The following is a 21,039-nucleotide window of genomic DNA, read 5'->3' on the forward strand; positions in this document are numbered from 1 at the left end:
GCTCACCCCTCCTCTCCCGAATTCAGCTGATAATACGCTCCCTGTCTTCTCATCAATTCCTCGTGGCTTCCCATTTCCCAAATTTGTCCATGTTCGAGTACAACAATTACATCATAATCCTTAATGGTAGATAACCGATGAGCAACAGCAATGGTCGTCCGGCCTAGCAGGAGACGTTCCAGGGCTTGCTGTACTTCTTGTTCACTCGCTGTATCAAGCGCGGACGTTGCCTCATCAAGCAATAGAATAGAAGGTTTCTTGATAAACATACGTGCAATGGATATACGTTGCTTTTGACCTCCGGACAAGTTAACGCCTCTTTCCCCAAGCAGCGTGTCATATCCATCCGGCTGAGCAGAGATGAAATCATGAGCATATGCGGCCTTGGCCGCCTGGATCATGTCTTCCTCTGTCGCATCCGGATGACCAAAAAGAATATTATTGCGAATGGTATCGCCAAAAAGATACGTTTCCTGAGACACATATCCTATACTTTCTCGCAATTGTGCAAATGAAAGTTTTCGTATAGGTACACCGTCCAACAGAATTTCGCCCTGCTGTGGATCATAAAAACGAACCAGAAGCTGAAGCAGGGTAGATTTTCCGTGTCCACTCGGACCTACGATGGCCACTCGTTGACCGGTCTTAATCACCAGATTAAAATCCGCGAGCACTTCCGGACCCTTGTTGTATCGATATGTGACGTGTTCGAACCGAATCTCTCCTCTGATTTCCTTCAAGCAGATAGGTGCGGCCTCTTCGACAACCTGAGGTTCTGTTTGCATGAAGCGATGGATTTTGGAAGCTTGATGCATCAGAACTTTCTGCTCCGTAATAACCGTAATGACCAGAGTTACCGTTTGCATGACCTGAAAATAGTAAAGCAAATATGCAGACATCTCTCCTACGCTCAACGCCTGTTCCTTGACCAAGTGAATGCCGTACAGGATGACTGCCACCCCACCGACGTAATAGGATAATCGGCGTATCGTTCCCCTCCAAAAGGCCATCCATAACATGCGAACCCTTCCATCCAAAAAAGGCTGCATGTGTCCCTTGAACCGTTTCCAATCCCAGTCCTCGGCTCCGTGAGCACGCATTTCGGTCAGAGCTGACACACTCTCGTATACTTTTTGATTATAGGCTATGCGCTGTTCCGTATTCTGCTTGGCCAAGATGGTAGCCTTTCTTTCGATGGATGGTCCGACCAGATAATAGAGAAGCAGGCACGGCACCATGATCAGTGTTAAAGGAATGCTAATAGCACACATCACTGTGACAGATACAATAGAGACTACAATGTTTTGAATCGTATGCGGAAGAAGAAACCGATAGAAGTCCTGCAGAATACTCACTTCCGTGTTCATAAACGACAAGCTTTCACCAACAGGGCGTTGTTGAAAATAAGAATACCCCAGCTTCCTCATATGACTAAAAATATCGTATTGCAGATCTCGTGCCGCCTTCTCCTGAATGGACCTCTGCAACAGATTTTGCCATGCCATCAGACCAAACATCAGAAACATGCCGGCAACCAACAGTATAATGAGCCATCGGAATCGGATCACGTCTGCGGATGGAACGATGATATCGATGAAGTACTGAACACCCTTGGGAATGGAAACCTGAATGAACGTGACTCCAATACCGCAACATACCAGCAGCCAAAACATGCCATAATATTTTTGCACATAAGAAAGGACCCATCGATAAGTTTTAAATAGTGAGTCTTGGGGAGGTACCGATTGTTTAGATTGTATTGCTGCTGAGACATTATCCTTCATATGTCACCCTCAAACTTTGCGCCCTTTCAAGGCAGCAACCTGTGATCTATTAAATTCAGCTTTCCGTTCGCCAGTAACAGCCGATCATTGTGATACATCAGACTTGCAGAACGCAAATCCCGAAAAGCCCTTTCCAAGGGAAGCTGGTCATTAGCGGTATATCCGTAGGATAGTCCTGCAATGTCTATCATTTGATCCGTTGCCTGAAAAAGAGTCTCTGATGCCAAAATTTTAAGATTATTGATGTGAATATTGAACCGCGGCGCTTCAAGCAGCTTCAAATTCCCCTGACTGGAATGATCTTCATACTGTTGGATCATCTCGTTCAGGTATATATTAACTGTGTCCAACTGCAGTCGAATCCTTGCAAGCCTTGCATAGAACAACTCGGACTGCAAATTGAAGCGGGAACGATTTTGCGGATTACGGATGAGTTGTATTAACCCTTCGTATACTCCCTTAGCGGCTCCAAGCCAACAGGCAGACCATAAAATATGTCCCATGGGAATCATCGTCTGTACAGCTAACGGTTTGAAGTCTATCGCTGCACCGATCAGCTGTTCTTCTTCAATTGAGCCACGAATGTGCATGCCCACACTGCCGGTCCCTCTCATCCCCATGGCATGCCATTCGGAGACACTTTCCAGTTCCAGTTGATGTCGTTCGGCAAAAACCAGTTGAACGTCACTGTCGGGACTTTCATCAGAAGGTTTCATTGTGATGAGAAACCAGTCGGCGTACTCACCGCCGGTTACGACTGGAGCATCTCGGTCAATATAGAGCGAGCTTCCATTGGTAACCATCGGACTTTGGGACGAGAGCAAGTGCCCCCCTTTTCCTTTTTCAGTTGTGACTGAGGCGATTAAGGGCTGTTCCTCCTGCAGTCTGGACAGAAGATGATCTGAAAAATCATTCTGTTCTTGACGGATTAATACCTCCACCTGCTGTATGTGCATGGCCCATATCATTCCCGTGGATAAGCACCCGCTTGCCAAAAGTTCTGCCATAGAGGACAAGGAACGGAGTGAAGGCCGTTCACCGCCTGACCGGCTAGGGATTGATGCTGACATCAGGCTTGCAGACTTCAAGTCAGCTATATTTTCTTTGGGGAAGGACCCATCCCGGTCGAGGTCACCGGCCCTTTCAGCAAATCGCTTTGCCGCCATTCTTACCTCGGACAATGTGTCCGTGACTTCGGATACTTCATACGAATATCGCATATCAAAATCCCTTTCACTCAAATGGATTTGGTCAGAAATGCTTCATCTTTTCCCTGGAACGATTGGATTGCTCTTCTGAAGTTTGAACGGTCGATTCGTATCAAATAAACGTTCCTCAAAGGAATTCTGCCAACGGATAGCAATATCTTCACTGTTGTACCGATACACCTGATCGAGGAATTCCCGATCTTCAATATTCAGCTTGTCCAGGAATCTTTCCGGTCCGGCCTCGCCATACAGGATCTGCGTATAATGCAGGGCATAGAATACTTCCTTTTGGAAATTCAAATCCTGAGCCCGCTGCAGTACCTTATCCCAATCCACATTCACTTGAGGGCTGTCCAGGAATCGGTGAATGTCCATGAATTTATAGAGCAGGATATCCTTGTAGGCAATAACATCCAATTCACTTGTTGCTTCGCGGGTAAGATGGATAAGCATGAATAACAGCAGATCTTCCCATTCCAAAGTGCGAACAGGATGTCCTGCAACATCAATAATCTGGCTTCTCTCCAGCATTTGCTGCACTGCCGTATCTGTTCGGCGGCTGGTCATGAGATCAAGCGAAAATTGCAAATCCAGCGCATGATATTCGAGAAACGGACTATTTTCGATATATTTGATCAAAGGGATGACTTCATGGGACACCATCGATCGGATCATAATTTCCCTGCGAGGTAGCGGGGTAACCGAATTCGTTTTATAGTTAATCATCCCCTGCACGTATCCCATTTCCTTCATAATCGCTATCGCTTCATCAATTTGGCTTGAATGTATAAGCATATCATTATCTTTGAAATCCCGGCTTCCTAGATCCCCATAGGCGACTTGGGAAAGTACGATCCCTTTCAGCAAACTGTATTGAATACTTCGCTTGTCCAGCTCATGGCAAATATCAAGGGTGAATCTGCACTGTTGTTCGCCTCGCATTTTTTGCATATGATACATTTGCTTGACCGAACTAACGAATTTGCCGTAGACTGCCTTCTCCGTGCCTTTCACCAAAAAGTAACGCTCGATATTCTGCCATGCGGTTCCCATCACACCATGGGTATGCAGCATGCCGAATACTCGGCTCCAGTCCATGTGAGCAGCCATTAATTGACGAAAATCTTCAACCTCCGCATTCCGAAGAGCAGGTTTTGAACACAATAAAACCAATCTTTCTTCATCGGTTAGGGTAGAATCTGATGACATGGAAAACAGCTCCTTTCGCCTTGGAAGAGAATTACTTCTGCCCGACAATAAAAATATTGTTTCCACGCGATACAAGTTTTTCTACGTCAAGATACTGGGATTCAATCTCCAAAATGCTCTCGAACACAGCCGGATCAGACAAAATCTCGCTTAGGGTTTGGGTGTTACCCTCAATCTGTGTCTCCAGAAATCCGGGATAAATGAAGGCAGGGAAGCCTTTAAGATTTAATACCTTCAGCCCGCATTCAACGTAATATTCTTGAAGCTGCTTGGGAGTAAACATATAAATATCGGGCATTTCAAGCGTGAAGCGCCCTTTGCCGCCCGTTAACTTCCGTGCCTCTTCAATTCTGCCTAGGGAAATATTAAAGTACAGGGCATGGTACAGATTAGGTGTAAACGATACCAAGTATCCCTTGGGTTTAAGCAACTTTACGACTTCATGCAGCATTTTAAGCGGCTCTTCCACAAATCCCAATACGTTATGAAAGTTAAAGCAGACATCCACCGATGCCGGCTGTACGCCTTCAATAGCATGAAGGTCACCTTGCCGGATCGTCCATCTATCCTGAAGATCATTCGCTTCGCGTTTGGCCTTCGCTTGTCTCAGCATGTCTTCCGACAGATCATACGTATATCCGGTGCTCTCCGGGTATTCTTGAAGGACTTTAAGCGACCAGCGACCAGTCCCTCCACCCGCGTCAAAAAACGTGAACCCGGCGGGTAATCGATCCAAGACCTCTTTTTTGAAAACGTTCCATAACAGCTGGTCGGAGAGCTGCCAATATGCCTGTTCCTCTACCAAGTCGTACTTGTCCGCTTTATTTTTGAAATACGCAATGGTGTCGTGTGTTGTTTTGCTCATCTTAAATCCCCCTTCTCCAATGGTTGAAATAGTTTATTCTCTTCCGATTGCAGATACAACTGGATACCCACAGAATCAATCCAGCTGAAGGCTTCCAAATCCTGCTCTGCCATTTGCCTTAATTCTTTGACAGGTATCCAACGTCCGTCACGAGCCTGATCGCCAGACTGCAAGGCTATGCCTTCAGCTTCGCAGCGAAAATACACGCCCATTGAATCGATAGGTCCCTCCAGTGTCTGGTAGACAGCAAAAGGTTGAATGCCCTCCAGTAAACCTGTGCCTGTCCTTACCTGCAAATACGTATCCTTACCTGAAATACGAGTCAGTTCAAGGCCTGTTTCTTCCCTGACCTCCCGTTTCAGTCCATCGATCATGGACTCGTACTCTTCGAGTTGCCCTCCAGGCAATTCCCATGCTTTGGGTTGATTGGGCTTGTCCCGAATCTGTAAATAAAGTTGAAGCTCACCGTTCACCACTCTTTCGATCATAGCGCGTACGTTAACGTACATGTTGCCCCTCCCCAGATAGGAATTCGCCCATCACGTCATCCAGCTTCAACTGCAGATTGAATTGGAGATGATAAGCCTTGTACTGCCTCGTAATTTTACGTGTATACCCCAGCAATCGTTTGGCAATGTCGCCACCTAGTCCTCCGCTGGAGAATGAGAAGATATGAGTGAGATACTGTGTCTCAAAAATTCGTTCCTGCAGAGATTGTACGAACGGTTGTCTGCTGGCCGGTATGACAGTATTAACAGCATCCTTCCCCAACAGAACAAACGCACCGACCGTCCAGAATCCAGGCTGTCCAATAAGACCAGATCGGGAAATATACGGCGTGGCATATACTCTCAATTCATCCTCGACAAACATCAGCAACGCCGTGTCATCAGTAATGACGGAGTACCCTGAATCGATTGCTTTCTGGGCAATCGTCGATTTACCGGCTCCGCTTGTTCCTAGGAAAATAATCGCTTTTCCGTCTTGACCTACAACACATACCGAGTGCAAGAGAAATGCGTTCATGTCCATCAATTTGGGAAAAAGAGAAATCCGTTGAGAGAATTCCCATGACCGATCTTCATATTCGTCATACCCCGTCCGCTGAACAAAATGCAGTCTGCTGTTCCAAGCAGAATCCCAGTCGATGTTATAATTGAACTGAAGGCTGGAACGAATTTCTACCCGGTCTTCGCCCCAAATTACTTCGTCTCGTTCCGGGTTGTTAATCCAAGGGCTTGTGTCCCAAGCTTCAATCCTGCAGTGATGATCCATCTTTTCCGGTTGATCATCTATCAAGACGTGTGAGTACCATTGTCTGGTTCGTTCCTCAAGCGCATGAAGACGAGATGCAAAATCTACCTGCACATGAAAGGGACCGTAACGATAAATATACAGAAGAGTTCCTCCTTCCTTAATCTCTTCGGATCTTTCCGGTAGCGGTTCTCGGAAGGGTTTGCACAATTTCCACCCTTTTAGGTACCTTGTAAGCGGATAACTTGGAACGGCAAAAACGCAAAATGTCTGTAGCTTCAACAAGTGTATCCGACTTGCGAGGAATGATGTAAGCCACCAGTGCTTCGCCGAGCCAGGGGTCGGCCTCTCCTTTGACAATGGCTTGCTCCAGTGGAAAGTGCTCCATGATCAGTCGCTCAATTTCCTCAGGATGTACTTGTTTTCCTCCTGTTTTGATCAACAGTTTGGTTCTTCCCAGTAGCCACAGATTATTTTGTTCGTCCAAGTAACCTCGATCTCCTGTACGAAGCCATCCGTTTTGCAGAACTTTATCCGTCTCTGCTGCATTGAGGTAATATCCCTTCATGATGCTGGGACTGTGAATCCATATATCACCAGGTTCATGAACGCCTAAGCGATTCCCTTCTTCATCTCTTATAGAGATTTCAACCCCGCGTATGGCTTGCCCTACATTAGATGGTTCGTATACTCCCGAAATGATCCTGGTTGTAATACGCGGACCAGCCTCCGTTTGGCCGTACGTTTGCACCATTTTCACATGGGAAGGCAGTTTCTTGCGAACAGATTCCAGTATGTTAGGCGTGACTTGTCCTCCCCCAAAGCAGATATAACGCAGATGGGGCAGCGCTTTATAATCGGATTTCAGCATGCTCAACGCTTGCAGCATGGTTGGTACTGCAGTAACTACGGTAATGTCTTGCTCTTGCATCGTTTTCATGAATGAAGACGGTAGAAATAGACCAGTCATAATGACCAATTCTCCACCCAGGTACAGGTGGCTCAAGAACTGGGAGGTATTGCAATAGCCAAAAGGCATAGGCAGGGTAATCAACACGGTATCTTTCTCCGTCAGTGACAGAGATTCGCAATGAGCCTTCACATTGGTAATTAGGCTATGGTGAGTGTGCTGCACGATTTTGGGATTCCCGGTCGTTCCCGACGTTTGCAGCATTAAGGCAACCTCGTCTGCAAGACGAGGCCTGTATATGGGCTTGGTCTCCTCATCCGGTGCCTGCCAATCTTCCTGGCTCAGGACGGACAAGTTCTGAATACGTAGCTTGGATTTCATCTCGTGAGTAGTGATACAGAGAGCAGCGTCTACCGTGCGGCACGCCAGCCTGATTTCTGCCTCGGAACTGCCGGAATAGAGCGGCATGATTACCGCTCCCAGTAAGGTAACCGCGAAGTAAGCATGGATATAGGCAGGAGAGTTGGGCAAGCAGATCACCACCACTTCGCCTTCCCTAACACGGTCCTCAATCTTTAACTGCAAGGCCGCGGTTGTGGACAAAAGTTGCTTATACGTGCACTTCTCCTCGCCGAATGTTACGGCAATCCGATCCGGACTCCGTTCTGCCTGATGTAACAGTATTTCCCCGATACACCGAGGTTCCATATCCTTCATCCACTCGCCTCCTTCGCGTATATTTTGTCTAGCCCCTGCTGTCCATTTGAAAGATTTGCCCGCTGACGTTGGCAACGTGTTCGGACAACAGGTAGAGAATAAAATTCGCTGTCTCCTCCGGTGTGGAAATGCGGGACAAAAGACTCTCATCGAGAGCCTTTTGATATTTTCCAGCATGATGCCGGTTCAGATTGGTTCGCATAAATCCGGGACAGATTGCATTAACGGCAATGCCGAATGAACCCAACTCACGTGCCATTGATTTGGTCAGAGCATTAAGTCCGGCCTTGGAAGCTGCATAATTACTTTGCTGTGCGCTTCCTACAATACCGCGGTAAGAGGACACGTGAATGATTTTCCCCCTGCCTCGTTCCTTCATCACCTTGCTGACCTTCTGAGAGACGAGAAATGCGCCATCCAGGTTAACCTGCATAACATCGCGCCATTGAGCATAACTCATCTCCTCTAAAGACGCATCGTTGATAATTCCGGCATTATATATCAGCCCATCCACCCATTCCAGTCGATCCATCAGTACTTGCAATGATTCATCCAGTAGTTCCGTATTCGTGACATCCAGATGACCGACATGCAGACGATCCTGTATACCCATATGATAATCATTACTATGAATAGGGGTTTGGTTATAGGTGGCAGCAACAATCGCCCCTTCTTGCAGCATTTTTTCAAGAAGACACCCTCCAAGCGTTCCCGAACCCCCAACAAGAAGCAATCGAAGTCCTTGAAGAGAAATGTGCACGAATATTCATCCTTTACGCTGTCTTGGTATCAACGAAGGCCGTTAACACTTCAACATTCTCAAATAGTTGCGGTGTAAGTTCATCATCCTCAATCGTGATTTGAAACTCATCCTCCATCTTGATGATCAACTGAAGAATCATGATGGAGTCCAGTTGCAGATCAGAAACCAGATTTTCTTTTCCCGAAAAGACATAATTCTCTTCAATTCGATCCTCAAGCTCTTCTTTTACGAGCCTGCACACCGTTTCATAATGCGACATATGCTCACCCTCAGATATAGAATGATTTGGTAATATTGCTGACATCATGTATTCGCCTGGCGATAAGGAATAAAATAATCGAACTTGGGACCATCCATACTCAGTCTGTCCTGATGAACAATCGTCAGGTTAACATCGTCAGGCAGTTTGTGCAGCAATTCTTGCTGCAATAGAAACTCGGATGCTTCCTGAAATCCCTTGCCAGGCACAAGGTAAAACATAAATTGCTTTTCCTGCACCTGCATTACACGAAATTGTCGAACGGCATCCGGGAAATTCCGGTTGACCTTGGTTACAGCATAATGAAACAGAATCGGATTGGCGATCCAATCACCTGATCGAATATATTGGGTTGCCCGCCCACCGGTCACTTCGATAACGGGATATCGCGATCCGCAATCACATTTCTGTTCAGACAGCCTGCCAATATCTCCCGTGTCATACCGGATCAAAGGCCAGATTCGATTGGTCAAGTCAGTAATCACTACGTTTCCATAGCCATCTTTGTCCGAATTCGCAATTTCCACATATAATTGATCACTAGATAAGTGCAGATTACCGCTTCTGCAGCTCATGCCAATACACCAAAATTCGCGGGAACCATAATGGTTATAAACAATGGGACCAAAGGCCTCTTCAATCGTCTTACGCTGATAGTCAAATAACATCTCTCCGTTAATTTCGATATATTTAAACGGAAGTTTGCTCCGATCCAGCTTTCGCTCCAGCAGATGATTCGCGAATAGATAGAGTGCGGTAGATACGGACAGCATCCACTGCGGACGATACTTCAGCAACGCTTCATAATAGTCATCCAGTCGTTCCGGGGACAGATCAAGCATGGAGAGATACATGACCTCATGGTAGATGGATATGGGATCCGTTGACAGATCATCTTCATTGAAGGCATAAAACATGGCATACGGATCTTTAGGTCCAATACCTCCATTAGTGTTTCGAAGGCCCCATAAGAGGCGTGCTTTTTTCCATTTTTCTTCAACTGATTTATAACATTTGAGCGGTTGTCCCGTGGAACCACTGGTATATTCGACATAGAGTTTGGCCTCATTGTCCGTCAGCAGCGATTCTTCTCTGCCGGTCAACTCAGATTTCTCCAATATGGGTATCTGCTCAAAACGGGCTTGGCTCCAGCTGGCATCGGTAACGCCTTGTAACCTTTGTTTGTAGAATGAAGACTTTGCTGTTGCGTGTTCGATTAAACCTAGTAGCTTGTCCTGAACATGGTCCCACTTGGTTATCATCAATGGTTTCCCACCTTATGGTTTCAAAGTCACATTGGTTCTTGGGAACTGAACGGCACTCCATATATATGGCATCTCCAGCAAACCATGGATCAATCGCTCCCATCCGACGCCAAAACCCGATGTCTCCCTGTAGTTATCGAGCGTTCTGGACTGGAGATAACATGCGTAATCTTCTTCAGGCAGGTTAAACACTTCTGCTTTTTCTTTCAATTGCTCAAGGGTACCCACACGCTGACCGCTCCCGATCGTTTCCCGATACCCTGGCCAGATATAATCCGTGTTGTTTGCAACGCGTCTGTCCCGACCCTTCATTTCGGCGTGGTAGAACGGTACTTCAAGCAAAGGAAACTCACTAATTGCCAGGAATCCGCCATAAATCTCGGTGAGTCGGACTTCTTCCCAAGAACCGAAGTGTTCAAGTGTGAATTTGTTGTAGATTTCATCTTTTGTATCTTCGTAAAGTGCGGCTATAGCTTCTTCAAAAGTTAATTCCGTTATTTTTTGACTGCGACTGACTTCGTCAAGTTGATTCAGACGATCTTGGGAAAGGAACACACTCAGATCCGCTTCATTATGTTTGAGCAAATCCTGAATGACTCTAAACAACAATTGACGGATTATCTCCTTATTTGCTACTTGATCAACCGCGCCTTCATATTCGATATGGTGAAACTCGGACAGATGGGATGCATCCACATTTTCCTTGCGGAATGAGTTATACACGGAGTATACATGATCTACCTGGTGCTGGAGCACCGACAATTCCAGATAAATTTGTGAGGACTCTGATAAAAATGCCTTGTTCGGCAGATCAAACCACTCCAATGAAATAGGGCATACATCCGTTGTATAACTGATGGCCTCGCGACCGTATACGGCACCTGGGGAAGAAATCATTCGAGTAGTCAAGGGCAGCAGTGTAAACAGGGCATTCATTTCTCCAAAAAACAGATTGCTTGACATATTGATCTGATGATTAATTCTGGCGATAGCGCCCCAATACTTCTGTTCGCTGAAGCTTTTGACCCGATTTTCAGCTTCTGCCAGCGTATATTGCCCTGCAAGTACGTTATCCAAGGCATCGTATATGTTGTTCCCGCGATATCCCAATTTCTTGTCTTTTTTTGTATAATAAGGTCCTAACATAAGCTCATCTCTCCTCATATGGATATTATTTTGAGTTAAAATCAAACCTGGCCGGCGATATACTTTTCCCGTTCGTGCTTGCTTCTTACCTTTCGTAACAACTCCGATGGAGACAGGGGGTGAGATTCATCCCATAGGACAGAATTAATCATCAGTTGCTGAACCGTGGGGTGCATCTGATCCAGATATGCCTTTTCCTTCATCTCCGGATAGGAAGTATGTCCTCCATACGCTTCCTCTTTACCTTGAACGCTGTAATGCAACGTTCTCCTGTAGTCATGAGACGTACATGCTCCGCGATGAAGTGTATGCGCATTCATAAATAGAACGTCTCCGGGTTGACATGTGATTCGAACCTCGTTAGGTAACGGATTAGCCCCGTTATTGTTCACTTCCCATCTCTCCTGATCGGAAAGTGCACGTCGGTGAGAACCGGGAATCGCGATAAAACAAGAGTCTGGGTACAAGGGAATATTGAACTGCACATGGTTGGGAATACCTTCTGGGTGATATAACTCGTTATCCCCGTAATCCCGGTGCCAACGCAATCGATAATTGATCTTCTCCGGCGACCACAGCGCATGGGCTCCCCAAAATCGCAATTCTTCGCCCAATATCTCTTGAAGTACTTCCATCAGACGTTCGTTCCCAAAAACGTCTCCGAAGGCGGGCTCGTACAAGTCCAATTTGAAAATATTATTTACACCCCAAGTGTCGTAATCAGGCTCCTGTTTCAAGGTGTAACGCGTCGTATACCGGAGTGGTTCCTGCTTCACCTTGGTGATCAATTTTTCCATCGCAATCCTTAGCTGATTCACCTCATCCGATACAAAAATTCCTGTAACGACAGCATAACCATCATCTAGAAAACGCGATTTCAGACCCATGATCAAGCAACTCCTTTCTTGCTATTGGTGTTATGGAACCGCGAACCATTCCTTGTCCATCCGTTCCTTCCAGCGCTCTCGAATGGCCTTATATTGTTCCTCAGCAAGGTTCCCTTTGCTTGCCAATGCATAATTGTCCCGCCAACGATCTGGTTTCGTCGTGCCAATCATGACTGTGTGCACACCGGGAATCGACAGCGCAAACCTCAGTGCCAGTTCTGTCGTAAGCAAAGGATCCTCTTGAAAGGAATACCCCAGCTTGAGCAAACGCTCCTCATAGGTTACTTTTGCTGGCTTGACCATAGATTCCGGCGTCTTGCCCATTCTTTTCCACATAGCAAGCTGGCGTTCATAACGTTTCTTATGCTCCAGAGAATTAACCCAAGCGGCGTTGGCAATCGGACGCTTCACAATGACCCCAAGCTGCTGCTGCTGTGCTAAGGGAATGATTTCGTCTAAGGCGATTTGATCAGCAATATTAACGGTCACCTGCAGCGTATCAAAACATTGCATCTTGATCGCATATTTCGCTTGTTCCCCGTCCCCGCTGTAACCCAAATATCTCGCTTTTCCCGCTGCCTGAATCTTTTTTAGCGTCTGAATGACTTCACCACGTTGTAAAATCTCTTCAGAGCAGCCATGCAGTTGCAAAACATCAATATAATCTGTGCCCAGTCGCTTCAGGCTCCGGTCTACACTCAGTTCCAGCCAGTCAGGGTCCCAATCGTGATACTTGTCCTCGTCCGAGTGGCCACATTTGGTGAATAGATAGAATTCTGCACGCCTTCCCGAAACGGCCTGACCAATTCGTTCCTCGCTGTTCGGGTAACACTCAGCAGTATCGATAGCATTAAGTCCATGATCCAGTGCAAGATTCAGTAGGTGGTTCACTGTTTCCTGGCTGGTTTGTTCATAACCGATCTGGGAGCTGCCGAACCCCATGACGCCTACATGCATATCTGTCTTTCCCAGCGTTCTCTTTTCCATGTCCAACCTCCCTCCCCTTGTGGGTTCAGTAATTTTCACTCAAATACGCTTGAGAGTTCTTCACGACATTCCGAATGTTATCGATGTGCATACTCGCTGAGGAAACTGGCCAATCCCCTCGAATGAGACCAAGACTTGCCAGCCTGATGCACGTTGTGCCCATTAACAGCGGAAGTACCGTAATTTCTTCGGCCAGCAGGGAATGATGTTCTTGATAGCCTTCAAGAAACTGTCGGAACGGCTGAGGTTCCAATTCATGAACGGCTTCAAAACGCGAGCTGCCGTACCGGTAAGTTATGCCGGAAAAAGTAAGCAATCCTTCAGCCAGATCCACAAGGGAATCGGATAAGCATGCATTGTCAAAATCAATCAGCGCCGACACCGAACCGTCGGATGAGAAAATGAAATTCATCGGATTCAAGTCTCCGTGCGCAATCGATGTCACCGCTTCTGCTCTGTCAGCATGCTGAACAGACCACTCGTCTACCAGTTTCTTGCAAACCTGGACAAAACGTTGCACATGCTCCTGATCCTCTTTGCTCATTTCATTGCGTTTCTGCATGTACTTTTTAAGCAAAAGAACAAGTACATCCTTTGTAGAAACATAAGGAGATTGCTCAGGCAACTTCAGGGTCTGAAATGAATTAGCGGACGCAGCCTTTACACGAAATTCACCCAATAAAGCGCCGGCAGCACGTATCTGTTGAGGCTGCGCATTGTATATTGAGCCGTTTGGTATGTACGATTGAAGGTATAATGTACTTTGGTTACCTGCATGTACAATCAGCTCCCTGGATGTAGTTAACTGAACGGCAGGGACACGAACCGCTTTCTGAGCCAGCTCATGCTGGAGCTGAATTATGCTCACGGCGTGCTCAATGGATCGGATATACCAAGGAATTTCTTTCAAAAAGTAGAGGTTTCCCTCCCGGTCTTCAACAAGGGCTTTTCTGGATGTCTCCGAAACCCGGTTGATCGGAACGACAGTACCATTCATATTGAGATACGGGTACGTTGTGTATTCCATGATGCCGTACTGCTCTAACGCTTGCGATAGCATATCCTCCGGGATAAGTCCTCTGCTCAGCTCTAACGGTTTTAGCAACGGCATCCTCCCCTTCACCAAAGTAAGACCCTTAATGTACACTCCATGTGTTGAACTTTTGTGTGAGTAAAATAACTAGTTGACGTCCAAGTCCGGCCATTCGCACACTAACAGGATGTTCTGGATTCGCAAGTACAAATGGAATGCCAGCGTTCCCCTTTGCACTAAGTTCAGGTATTATAGGAAACGTGTCGAGCACTTGCAGACCGTTCGGAACAGCTAACATGCCTTGGGTATCCCCCGAAAAGATTGCAGTGGAATGCCCGCAGCATTCGCATTGGAATTGAGACATATTTTCGACGATACCAAGCAGCGGAACCTCCATCCGTCGCATCAAGTCGATCCCTTTCTGAGTATCTGCAAAACTTACCGTCTGAGGCGTTGTAATCAGAAGACATCGCCCTTTCAACAGACGAAGCAGCTGATGGTGAATCTCGGAAGTCCCTGGAGGCATATCAACGATTAATACATCTACATCCCAGCGGGCTTTTATCAGTAACTGATCCAGCGCACCTTCCAGATATTTGCCTGAAAGAGATCTGCTGAGACCGTTGTTTTCAATCAGCCCAGAGGAAGAGATGCGGATGCCTGCGTAGGTTCCCGGGTGGATTCCAAGTCCTTCTGCTACCATAGACTCGTCTTCAACTCCGGATACCATGGTAGGTATACTTGGCCCTTCAAAATCTGCATCAAACAATCCTACTCTTAACCCTGGTAATGAATAGGCCAAATTTACAGCGAAAGTGGATTTTCCGACTCCACCCTTTCCGCTATAGATGAAAAGTACGTCCATGGCATCCTCCCTCGCCCCTAATAGAAAAGCTAAGCATTTTGCTTCAACGTATGGATCATGTTCACAATGTTGCTCATGGAAGCAAACGTATCATTAATCATGTACTCGTCGGGAATAGTCATTTCAAACTTCTCTTCCAGTTCTAGCAGCAAATCGATCGCTTTCATAGAATCGAGACCTGCACTTTTTAGATCGTCCGTCATCTCCAGATCCCGATGAATTTTCTGCTTTACCAGCGCCGTGACTTCATGTTCAATGTATTCCATGCTCATGAATAGTCCTCCCTTCATGCATTTCATTCAAATGCGTTCTTCGTGTTAGAGCAAGCTGTGAGACATGCTTCACGTTACCGTCATCCACGACCAATTCAACGGGAATTTCCCTGCTCAAAAATCCCAATAAACTGGCCGTAATCCCATAAGCCCCAACATTCGGAATGTAGACCTGCTCTTCCAATTGTAAGGAAGGTATAGCTGCTTTTTTGTTAAAAAAATCAAGAGGGGTGCACAGCGGTCCTACAATGTGGGTCGACTCCGGATGAGGGTCGGTCTTCTCTGTGACGGGCTTGATGTCATACTGAACACGTGGAATGCGTCCGAGCCCCGCCATCCCGCCCAGATGGTGAATGCCGCTGTCTAGAACGATAAAGTGGCTGCCCTTACTTTCCTTGATATCCACAACCGAGCTAACGAGAACACCGCATGCGGCCGAAAGATATCGTCCGGACTCATATGCTATAGCAGGCTCTCCCATTCTCCATCCCGGCATATGCTTATCGAGAGCAGTCTCCAATTGGACCTTGATTTCACTAAAATCCGGAGGGGGGCCTGACACAGCATAAGGATGTCCAAATCCTCCTCCTAAATCCACGAATTGGAGTGGGATTCCAGTCTCCTTGGATATTCTCGCAATCACCTGAATGGAAGAGAGAAAAGATTCCGCAAGTCTCTCTGCATTCGCAGTATTGGTGCCATTGAAAATATGAAAACCGGCAATACGAATTTCGTCGCATTCCTGCATTTCCTTCAGCTCTCGCAAAAGCTTCTGCTCATCCGTTCCAAACTGAGAGGGTGTGCCCGTCATGGCCAGTCCAGCATCAGCCAAGCCCTGATCGGGATTGATTCGCATAATGACTTGAATTGGAGGTGTACCAGAAGACACTACAGACCTTAATCTTTCCAGCTCCTTCATTGATTCGACCGAGAACCATTGTACTCCCTGTGCAACAGCCACCTTCAATTCCGATTCGCTCTTTCCAGGACCCGTGTACAATACATCCCGGGGCAATCCTCCAGCTTCTAACACGGAATTCAGCTCACCTAGCGATGAAACTTCAGCCCTGCACCCCAAATCTAACAACTGCTTAACGATTGCCGGGTGAGGATTGGCCTTCAGAGAGTAATACAACATCGAAGGCTCGGGTAATGCATCTCTCAACCTGTGGCAGGATTGGCGAAGAATATTCAAGTCGTATATATATAACGGACTGCCGTATTTCGACCGCAACTCTCCATAGTCCAAACGCTTCACTCCTTTTCCAGGTCTGTTTTCAGCTTGTTTTTATCAATTTTACCGTTCGAAGTTAAAGGTAACTGGTCTGTAACATAGATGTGTGCTGGCATCTTGTAATCTTCCAGCCGCATTCGTAATTCGTCGAGAAGGCTATCCGCAGTCCGTGTAGAACTCACCGCAAGAATAGGCACAGCAGTGTCTCCGGTCAGTATCAGCGCGGCTTGTTCGACGCCATCGATGTCGACTGCTGCCAGTTCGATCTCCGTAGGACTTACACGAAAGCCGTTTTGCTTGTACATATCATCCTTGCGAGCGTAGAAATACAAGAAACCTTCATCGTCCATCCAGAAGTAGTCCCCTGTGTGCAAGCTCCGCTCAGGAGAAGCCATATTTCGAAAAACGTGCTGTGTTCGTTGCGGATCATTCCAGTAACCCATCATGACATGAGGACCATGCACAACCAATTCGCCAACCTTATTTGGTGGCAGTTGCAATCCTCTCTCATCGATTATGGTGCAACTTGTACCCGGAAGAGATGTTCCGACAGAACCCGGTTTATCAGCGAGAAATTCCGGCTGAAGGATGGAGACCCGTTTACACTCCGTCAGTCCGTACATCAGATGTAGCCGGGCATTCGGGAAAAATGTTTTGAATTCGTTTACATAAGTTTGAGGAAGTGCAGCTCCTGTATTGGTAATGAAACGAATCTCCGGTAATTGCGTCATCTGTCTGCGCATAAGTTTGATCAGCGCTTCTCCCATGCTAGGTACAATTGGTAACCCGGTAATACCCCATTCCCTTATTTTATGAATGAGCGCCGGGCCCACATCAGATCGCTGACCCAAGGCTATCGTTGCATTTTGATTAAATGCTAAAAAAACCTGATACATCCCGTAATCAAAAGACAATGGAAGAAAATTGCCGATTACGTCGTCTGCTTCTATTTTCAGGCAAGACTGAATGCTCTCCAGTACAAATAGCATGCTAGAGTGGTGTGACACCACGGCCTTCGGCCGGCCTGTACTTCCCGATGTATACAACAGGCAGGCAACTTCATTACCTGAGCGATCTTCGTAATCGGGGTCATCTAATCTGCTATGCTCCACTGCATGTGTGGTCACGTCATTTTCTGATATGACCTTAATCCCTATATAGGATGACATCGCCAACTTTTCAACAAAAGCATCGGTCGTCAGCAGATAGGAAGCTTGCGAATCTTTAACAATGTAGTCCAACTGATACCTTGTTGTACTCTCATGCAAGAGGATATAAGTTGCTCCAAGCCTGGAGGCAGCAAAAATGGATGAGACGAGAAATTTGCCATGAGGCAAAAGCAGTATGATTCGCTCGCCAGTTTTTACACCGCAGGTTTGCAAATAAGTGGATATACGATCCCTCTCCTGAGTTAGTTGACTATAAGTAAAATGGCCTTCGTCTGTGATCAAAGCTGTTTTATGCGGATATCGTTGTTCTGAATGATCTAACAACTCACATAATCGTTTCAATTCAGACCCTCATTCCATGAATTCGCAGTGTTTATTTTGCACGATTTCTGTGATACGTTCATCGCATAAATTGTCGTTAACATGTTGTTTGATGAATATAATTTAATTATAGAGCCTTGAACATAAGTCGCTGTCCATATTTTCCCCAGCTATTTCTTACGCAGAAGATACCATACCTGAGATTCTCCACTCTATCTGCTCGACTGTAGCAAAACATTCATACAACAGGTCCTCGTCGCGGAAAATAATCTCAAACTCCTCTTCTAGTGAAACAATTAGTGAAATATATTTTATTGAGTTAAACCCGAGATTCTCTAATCGCTCATCCAGAGGAATGTCCAAGTGATATCCAAGTATATTGTGAATAATCTGAATGATTTTTCCTTCAATCATCGAGTTAGATACTTGTTCCATCACTGATTCCCTCCCCTGTCTTATTGCACAGATGTTTACGATATTCACTTGGAGAGCGCCCGTAATATTTTTTATAGTACCCGGAGAACTGTGAACTAGAGATATAACCGACAGACTTCGTAATTTCATTGATCGTCAGATCGGTATGCTTAAGCAGTTCGCGTCCTTTTTGTACTCTAATTTTCTGAAGAGATTTAATGGGTGAACAACCGAACACTTTCTTGTATGTGTTACTTAAATAGACCGGATTACAGCTAATTCGTGCGGCCATGTCTTCAAGAGTAAGCGGCTCCGAATATTGACTTCGTATCATGCGATGAACGATAATTAATCGGTTGTCAATCTTACCTTTCAAATTATCGGTGCTCTGGTTCATCACCCGGTACATATTGAAAAATCGTGTGAATTCAAGGGATAGTTGTTTGCTGTACTCAGGTTTGAAAGTGCTCTGTTCGAACATCTCTAAAACGCATTTTACAAACAACTTGACTCCGTCGTCTTGTCTGGATAATACCATTGGAAAGCCAAAGCGCATTTTAGTCATGTTTTCCAAGGTCAGAACGCTGATTACGACAGGTACTGACAATCGGTTTAACAGGATGAGATCGTTGCCCACCAACAAGTCCCTGGAGGAAATATAGTACGAGGTGTCACGATACCTCGTTTCAAAAGACTGTTCGGTAAACGCTACCAAAATTCTATTTGGCTCCGTACATACTGTTTCAGAATAGCCGGGAGCCATGATCATTTTGGGCATCATACTGTACAAATTCCATGTCATCAAAAGTCGCCCCCATTTGAAGAAATTGGAATGTTTTATTAAATTTTAGTTGATTCCTAGACTGAAATCAACAATATTATACATAAATGTGAAATTGATCATAATCTGTAGAAATAAATGAGTGAGGTTGTCGAGGTAGGTTTACTACTAAAATATGCAAAAAATATGTAGGTAGACTCTAACTTTTGTACTTAAAGGTGAATGGCCTAGCATCTTTGGTCAAAATATTCTTAAGGACGTTCCCATGGAATTCATACATATTACCACAAACAGTAACAGTAGATCCAATACGAACCAATGAGTTCATTCCATCTGATAAAGCGCTCTCAATTAGTATGAGTCTGATTCCATAGAATTGTTCTAAATAAAGGTACCCATACACTAAACACTGCTTTTATACGTGTTCAGTGTATGGGTACCCGATTACAATGCTTGATGGCTTGAAAACTCTTTTCTTAGATGACATAGATTTATTTTAACTTAACGTCCTATCAGGACCCATCCCCACTTCATCCGGCGCAATCCCATCGCGCAGATCCATGAGATCAGGAGCGCCACAACATAAGATAGGATGATACCCACGCTGAAGTGCCGAGCCAGGTCATCTGAGAATTCACGTCTCCAGAAGAGCAGTACGAGGGGATGCATTAAAAACACACCGAACGCAACTGTACCCAAGGAATCCAGAACATGCGTAGCTTTACGAACTTCAGTATGTTTTCCTGCGCCCAACCGTTCACTAAAGATCAGCAGAAGCAAGCAGGCTGACAACGTAAACAGATTGCGGAACAGGAACAACACGGTATAGGTTACCCCCGGGTATGCAGGAAAAGCGGTTTTGATATAAGCATTACCATATATAAAAATGGCACCTCCGCTCAATAACGCAACTATAAGTGCATAACGGTGAGTATACAGTTTCTTCAATGCCCACTCAAAGTTGAGCCCAACCCATGCGCCAAAACCAATTACAATCAAATAACTGGGTAACAAACTTCCTGTTCGCTCGAAGTGAAACTGCAAATGCAGTGCATAGAAGATTGCTTGGCCCATAATAAAGAATAATGGCAAATACCGAGTAAAAAGAAGATGGCGTGTTAGCGACAGAAGCAATGGAAAAACGATATAGAATTGAAGAATAATCAGAAAAAAGTACAGGTGGGTATGAGCGGTTCCCATCACTAATTGTTTGGCAAATTGCACACCATGGGTCAAAGGTTCTTTACCCGCAAGCAACTGTTTAACGGTAAAATAGATAAAGGACCATACCACATAGGGTACACATACATAGAATAAACGCTTTTTGTAAAAGGTGAGCATCCAACCCTTCTCATTCACCTTGGAGCTGTAGTTGTAGAACAGAACCAGGGAGGACAAGAACAGGAACGCTGGAACGGCAAATTGCAGGAACGTGTTCCAGAAGTAATACACATCATGATCTAACGTGTGCTTGGGGTAATGCGCAACTGCTGTTGAAGTCGCATGGATGGCTACCACTGCCATGATGGCCAATGCACGATAGAGATCCAGATACTCAATACGCCGGGGCCGATTAACCGGTTGATTCATAAAATAACCTCACTTGTGCCTGATATGGGATGATAGTTTCCGGCCGCAATCCAGATTCTATGCTTCATTTTAATCAGCACGCGAGGGTATTACAATCATAATCTAT

General features: G+C 45.7%; 21 protein-coding genes. All 21 read right to left on the reverse strand.

Annotated features, from left to right (window positions below; all coding sequences use genetic code 11):
* Nucleotides 1–2 precede the first annotated feature (2 nt).
* The 21 genes from NLBNIHML_RS05215 to NLBNIHML_RS05315 all read right to left on the reverse strand — a co-directional run bounded on the left by NLBNIHML_RS05215 (nt 3) and on the right by NLBNIHML_RS05315 (nt 20,933).
* Nucleotides 3–1,691 (reverse strand): ABC transporter ATP-binding protein, encoded by a 1,689-nt coding sequence (locus NLBNIHML_RS05215; protein WP_494353936.1) that lies wholly within the window; start codon nt 1,689–1,691, stop codon nt 3–5.
* A 119-nt stretch (nt 1,692–1,810) separates the two neighbouring features.
* Complete coding sequence (locus NLBNIHML_RS05220) at nt 1,811–3,004, reverse strand: acyl-CoA dehydrogenase family protein (RefSeq protein ID WP_494353937.1); 1,194 nt, start codon at nt 3,002–3,004, stop codon at nt 1,811–1,813.
* Between the two features lie 42 nt (nt 3,005–3,046).
* Nucleotides 3,047–4,201, reverse strand: coding sequence for a nucleotidyltransferase domain-containing protein (locus NLBNIHML_RS05225; protein WP_494353938.1), 1,155 nt, complete (start codon nt 4,199–4,201; stop codon nt 3,047–3,049).
* Nucleotides 4,202–4,232: 31 nt separating this feature from the next.
* A complete protein-coding gene (locus NLBNIHML_RS05230; RefSeq protein ID WP_494353939.1) occupies nt 4,233–5,066 on the reverse strand; it encodes a class I SAM-dependent methyltransferase in 834 nt (277 codons plus the stop codon).
* The gene (locus tag NLBNIHML_RS05235) at nt 5,063–5,575 is read right to left on the reverse strand and encodes an NUDIX hydrolase (RefSeq protein ID WP_494353940.1); all 513 of its coding nucleotides are present in this window, start codon (nt 5,573–5,575) and stop codon (nt 5,063–5,065) included. The genes NLBNIHML_RS05230 and NLBNIHML_RS05235 overlap by 4 nt, the downstream gene beginning before the upstream one ends.
* Nucleotides 5,565–6,434, reverse strand: coding sequence for a hypothetical protein (locus tag NLBNIHML_RS05240; RefSeq protein WP_339234784.1), 870 nt, complete (start codon nt 6,432–6,434; stop codon nt 5,565–5,567). Before NLBNIHML_RS05240 ends, NLBNIHML_RS05235 begins: the two co-directional genes overlap by 11 nt.
* A gap of 46 nt (nt 6,435–6,480) precedes the next feature.
* Nucleotides 6,481–7,947, reverse strand: coding sequence for a class I adenylate-forming enzyme family protein (locus tag NLBNIHML_RS05245; RefSeq protein ID WP_494353941.1), 1,467 nt, complete (start codon nt 7,945–7,947; stop codon nt 6,481–6,483).
* Nucleotides 7,948–7,975: 28 nt separating this feature from the next.
* Nucleotides 7,976–8,707, reverse strand: coding sequence for an SDR family oxidoreductase (locus NLBNIHML_RS05250; protein WP_339234790.1), 732 nt, complete (start codon nt 8,705–8,707; stop codon nt 7,976–7,978).
* Nucleotides 8,708–8,720: 13 nt separating this feature from the next.
* Nucleotides 8,721–8,969, reverse strand: coding sequence for a phosphopantetheine-binding protein (locus NLBNIHML_RS05255; protein WP_253438113.1), 249 nt, complete (start codon nt 8,967–8,969; stop codon nt 8,721–8,723).
* 44 nt (nt 8,970–9,013) lie between these two features.
* Nucleotides 9,014–10,231: a phenylacetate--CoA ligase family protein gene (locus NLBNIHML_RS05260; RefSeq protein ID WP_494353942.1), complete on the reverse strand. Its 1,218-nt coding sequence runs from the start codon at nt 10,229–10,231 to the stop codon at nt 9,014–9,016.
* A 15-nt stretch (nt 10,232–10,246) separates the two neighbouring features.
* Nucleotides 10,247–11,380: an amino acid--tRNA ligase-related protein gene (locus tag NLBNIHML_RS05265; RefSeq protein ID WP_494353943.1), complete on the reverse strand. Its 1,134-nt coding sequence runs from the start codon at nt 11,378–11,380 to the stop codon at nt 10,247–10,249.
* Between the two features lie 41 nt (nt 11,381–11,421).
* Nucleotides 11,422–12,267 carry a phytanoyl-CoA dioxygenase family protein gene (locus tag NLBNIHML_RS05270; RefSeq protein WP_494353944.1) on the reverse strand — a complete coding sequence of 282 codons (846 nt, stop codon included), beginning with the start codon at nt 12,265–12,267 and terminating at the stop codon, nt 11,422–11,424.
* Between the two features lie 30 nt (nt 12,268–12,297).
* The gene (locus NLBNIHML_RS05275) at nt 12,298–13,254 is read right to left on the reverse strand and encodes an aldo/keto reductase (RefSeq protein ID WP_494353945.1); all 957 of its coding nucleotides are present in this window, start codon (nt 13,252–13,254) and stop codon (nt 12,298–12,300) included.
* A 25-nt stretch (nt 13,255–13,279) separates the two neighbouring features.
* Nucleotides 13,280–14,359, reverse strand: coding sequence for a phosphotransferase enzyme family protein (locus tag NLBNIHML_RS05280; protein ID WP_494353946.1), 1,080 nt, complete (start codon nt 14,357–14,359; stop codon nt 13,280–13,282).
* 31 nt (nt 14,360–14,390) lie between these two features.
* The gene (locus NLBNIHML_RS05285; protein WP_494353947.1) at nt 14,391–15,152 is read right to left on the reverse strand and encodes a P-loop NTPase; all 762 of its coding nucleotides are present in this window, start codon (nt 15,150–15,152) and stop codon (nt 14,391–14,393) included.
* A 29-nt stretch (nt 15,153–15,181) separates the two neighbouring features.
* Nucleotides 15,182–15,424 carry a phosphopantetheine-binding protein gene (locus NLBNIHML_RS05290; protein ID WP_339234808.1) on the reverse strand — a complete coding sequence of 81 codons (243 nt, stop codon included), beginning with the start codon at nt 15,422–15,424 and terminating at the stop codon, nt 15,182–15,184.
* Nucleotides 15,405–16,673, reverse strand: coding sequence for a type III PLP-dependent enzyme domain-containing protein (locus tag NLBNIHML_RS05295; protein WP_494353948.1), 1,269 nt, complete (start codon nt 16,671–16,673; stop codon nt 15,405–15,407). Before NLBNIHML_RS05295 ends, NLBNIHML_RS05290 begins: the two co-directional genes overlap by 20 nt.
* Before the next feature lie 5 nt (nt 16,674–16,678).
* On the reverse strand, nt 16,679–18,169 hold the full coding sequence (locus NLBNIHML_RS05300) for a class I adenylate-forming enzyme family protein (protein WP_494353949.1): 1,491 nt from the start codon (nt 18,167–18,169) through the stop codon (nt 16,679–16,681).
* Between the two features lie 156 nt (nt 18,170–18,325).
* The gene (locus NLBNIHML_RS05305) at nt 18,326–18,583 is read right to left on the reverse strand and encodes an acyl carrier protein (protein ID WP_339255960.1); all 258 of its coding nucleotides are present in this window, start codon (nt 18,581–18,583) and stop codon (nt 18,326–18,328) included.
* Entirely contained in the window at nt 18,567–19,364 is a 798-nt protein-coding gene (locus NLBNIHML_RS05310; RefSeq protein WP_494353950.1) for a helix-turn-helix domain-containing protein, read from the reverse strand. Before NLBNIHML_RS05310 ends, NLBNIHML_RS05305 begins: the two co-directional genes overlap by 17 nt.
* A 480-nt stretch (nt 19,365–19,844) precedes the next feature.
* Nucleotides 19,845–20,933 (reverse strand): acyltransferase, encoded by a 1,089-nt coding sequence (locus tag NLBNIHML_RS05315; RefSeq protein WP_494353951.1) that lies wholly within the window; start codon nt 20,931–20,933, stop codon nt 19,845–19,847.
* Between the last annotated feature and the right edge of the window lie 106 nt (nt 20,934–21,039).

The organism is Paenibacillus sp. JNU01, from assembly GCF_059130585.1.